Genomic DNA, 3173 nt, shown 5'->3' with positions numbered 1-3173 from the left:
GCGCAGCAGACGCTTGATGCTGCTTTCGGAGATGGCGTACTGCTCGGCGAGCTTCCACTTGGGGGTGCCGCGCTCGAACGCATCGATCAGGAGGCGAATCTCAGCCGCGCTCAGCCGGTCCACGACTCGACGCGGTTGCCCGCTTCGGGCGGTCGAACGAACCGAATAGTCCGCAAAGTTGCCCCGGCCTTCCGCGGCCTTGATCTGCTGCACCGTCCTGACCAGGGCGTCTGCCAAGTCCGGCCGTTTCGAGTAAGCCGTAACAAGGTCCACTCCGTGTTTTTGCTGGTCACACGCCCTGTCGATGATCTTCGTCGGCAGGGTTTTGGTGATTTTTGGGAGCAGTTTGGGAGCACGGTCTGCTGACCACCTGCCCAGATCAGAAGAGGTCATGCCGCTTCTGGCTCCACGGCGGGGTTTTCCTGCCAGGTCCAGCCGCCATCCTGCTCCCACCGCTGCTGGAGGGCCTGCAGCGTGTCCTTGATCATCTGCTCGGTGACGTGCGAGTAGAGGTCGTCGACGTCCTTGCGCTTGTGCCCGAGCCGCACCAGCCGCATGATGCGCGGCACCCGGTCTTCGATCAACCACGTCTCATGCGTATGACGCAGGTCATGGAAGTGCAGCTCCTGGTTCAGGGGTGACCAGCCCTTCTTCTCGTCCCCGGCCAGGGCGGGTAGCCAGACCCGGCGGCGGAAGTTGGATCGCCGGTGCAGACCGCCGTTGATCCCGGTGAACACGAACTGGGCGTCGGGGTTGCGTTCCCGGTGTGCCCGTAGCTCGTCGGCCAGGAACGGCGGCAGGTGCACCGTGCGGACACTGGCCGGGGTCTTGGGTGGCCCGAGTTCCAGTCGTCCCTGTACCTCGTGCAACGCGCCGAACTTCGGATCGATCTCGATACGCGGGTCCTCGTCGAGGTAGGTCCGGATCCACTGCAACCCGGCCAGCTCGCCCCACCGCAGCCCGGTGGTGGCGTCGGTGACCACCATCAGCCCGGTGTCCGGGCTCATCCGGCCGGCCAGCGCGTCCACCTCGTCGGTAGCCGCGTGGGGACGCTCGGGCCGGTCGTCGAAACTGATGCGCAACTTCCGGCAGGGTCGCGGTCGGACTCGGTAAGGGCTCGGCTGAGGACTGCCACCAACTTCTCGCGGAGGGCCGAGTTACTCTGGGTGGGCCGGTCGCCGGTCGCAGTAGTCCGCAGGATGGTACCGGCGGCGGCGAGTGTCGCAGGCAACGCTGCGGCAGGGCCATCGGTGCCCAGCGTGCCCAGCCTGGTGAGTCGCCAACTGGTGGGTTGGCGCGAGCGCGCCACACTCCACGCCAGTTGATACGCCAGAGAACCGACTTCGGTCTCCCTGCTGCTCAACTCGTCATCAGCAGATGTCGTGTCGTCGTCGTCCGGTGTTGGTCCGTCGGTGCCATCGGTGCCGTTCAGTTCGCCGCAGACGAATTCGATGACGGAGTCCAGGATGTCGGCCTCGCCTTCGTCGTAGACGAACCCCACGGGCAGGGGCACCCGCAATTCGCCGCGATGGGCCGCCGCCCGTTTCGACTCGGCCAGCCGGCTGGCCAGCCCGACCATGCGGTAGCCGCCCTGGCTACGGCAGGCGACGCGATCGGCACGGCGCTGGCCGGGCGGTGGGCTGAACTACCCATCATGGTGCGACATGCCGCCGCCGAACACGCCATTCGACCGGCTGGGCGGGCGGCTGCGTCGCTCTCGGATCTCTCGGCGGCGGGCGAACCCATCGCAGCAGCGGCTGTAGCAGATCGCGCACTGGAGCAACTGCTCGTCCTGCTACCACTGGACGAACATCTTTCCCTGTACAGACTCGGTGACGAGGAAGCGCGTCGCGTCGAACGGGATTGCGCAAGATCCCCGCCGCGCGGGCGTGGGTGAGCCGGCCCCACCGTAGTTGCCCGGCCCACGTCCCACCGTAAGCGCGGCGGGGAAAACGACGCCCAGAGAAGGCGCCCGCGACCCCATAGGCCGAGCCGGTCTGGGCGAAGGCGGTGAACACGTCGGCGATCGCGGCGGCGACTTCGGCGTCCGGGTCCATGATCACCTGATGGTCTGTATGCCGGCGCGTATGTGTTCGGTCGGCGCCGCAGCCGCCAGGTCGTGCGCCCCGATGGCAGCGTGGCCTCCCGCACCGTCGAACTGCCGCGGGAAGAGTGGGAAGTCCTCATCCGCGACCACCACGACGGCTACATCACGTTCGAGCAGTACCTGGCGAATGAAGCGAAACTCACGGCCAACCGGACCAACGCCGGAGCCCGTCCGCCGCGGGAAGGCACGGCGCTGTGTCAGGGCATCGTGTTCTGCGGCGCCTGCGGACGGTCTATGCAGGTCCGCTACCAAGACAGGCATCCGCGTTATGAGTGCTCGCATTCCCGCGCCGATCACGTCGCCACGCCCCACGAGGTCGCCGGTTTCGACGAGACCGGTTTGCGGGTGGCCGGCAAGCTGCACTGGCGTGCACTGCGCCCGCACCGGTAAGTACACGTTGATCACCTGCCACCGCAAGCGCGGCAGGAAAGGTATGGACGCCGCCGGTGTCCTGACCCGCTTTCGTGGGGTGGCGGTACACGACGCGTGGGCACCCCAGGGCTGAGGCAAAGTCGTGTGAACCGCCCCAGGTTCGGTAGAGACTCGTTACTGGGGTCAGGCGACCAGACTGGTCAGGTCACCTAGCTCGTACAGGGTCTCGAACTCGGTCGGTGGCCGATAGCCACACGCCTCGTGAAGCCGTCGATCGTTGTACCACTCCACCCATGCGGCAGTGGCGATCTCGACTTCGTTCTTATTATGCCACGGCCCCTGCGGTTTGATCAACTCTGTTTTGTAGAGACCGATGGTTGATTCCGCGAGCGCGTTGTCGTACGCGTCGCCGAGTAAATATTCAGCGGGATTGCGATGGGTGATCATGGTGGTGGCGTAGTGTAATGGCCCGGTCTGGTGGGTTTGGTGCCGGTCGGGTCGTGATACTGGGTGATGAATGTGGTCAGGCTGGGGTGGGGTCGGGTGGTATCCGGGGGTGTCCGAGGATGGCCTGGCGCAGTACGTCTACCGTGTTGCGGCCGTGTTTTGCTGCGGTGGAGAGGTATCCGCGGATTCGGTAGCGGTCTTCGGTGGGTTTCTCGCTGGTGAGGCGTCCGGAGATGTTCTGCTGGAT

The 3173-nt window shown here is 65.8% G+C and carries 4 protein-coding genes and 1 pseudogene; 1 reads left to right on the top strand and 4 read right to left on the bottom strand.

Going from position 1 to position 3173, the window contains the following annotated elements:
- The 3 genes from VJT49_RS13875 to VJT49_RS13865 all read right to left on the bottom strand — a co-directional run.
- On the bottom strand, positions 1–393 hold a 393-nt coding region (locus VJT49_RS13875; protein WP_324165201.1), incomplete at its 3' end, for a hypothetical protein.
- Positions 390–1082 carry a tyrosine-type recombinase/integrase gene (locus VJT49_RS13870; protein WP_324165200.1) on the bottom strand — a complete coding sequence of 231 codons (693 nt, stop codon included), beginning with the start codon at positions 1080–1082 and terminating at the stop codon, positions 390–392. The genes VJT49_RS13870 and VJT49_RS13875, both read right to left, overlap by 4 nt.
- The gene (locus tag VJT49_RS13865) at positions 1004–1579 is read right to left on the bottom strand and encodes a hypothetical protein (RefSeq protein WP_324165199.1); all 576 of its coding nucleotides are present in this window, start codon (positions 1577–1579) and stop codon (positions 1004–1006) included. The genes VJT49_RS13870 and VJT49_RS13865 overlap by 79 nt, the downstream gene beginning before the upstream one ends.
- Before the next feature lie 558 nt (positions 1580–2137).
- Between VJT49_RS13865 and VJT49_RS13860 the strand changes: the two genes are divergently transcribed.
- The gene (locus tag VJT49_RS13860; protein ID WP_414635947.1) at positions 2138–2497 is read left to right on the top strand and encodes a zinc ribbon domain-containing protein; all 360 of its coding nucleotides are present in this window, start codon (positions 2138–2140) and stop codon (positions 2495–2497) included.
- Positions 2498–2662: 165 nt separating this feature from the next.
- On the opposite strand, the pseudogene VJT49_RS13850 reads toward VJT49_RS13860, so the two are convergent.
- Positions 2663–2893, bottom strand: a pseudogene (locus VJT49_RS13850) (integrase core domain-containing protein); the annotation flags it as partial.
- Positions 2894–3173: the final 280 nt, after the last annotated feature.

Origin of the sequence: Amycolatopsis sp. (assembly GCF_035276945.1) — a bacterium.
Lineage (GTDB): Bacteria > Actinomycetota > Actinomycetes > Mycobacteriales > Pseudonocardiaceae > Amycolatopsis_E.
Note: the sequence above shows the minus strand (reverse complement) of the source record. Positions and strands in the feature narration are given on the sequence as shown.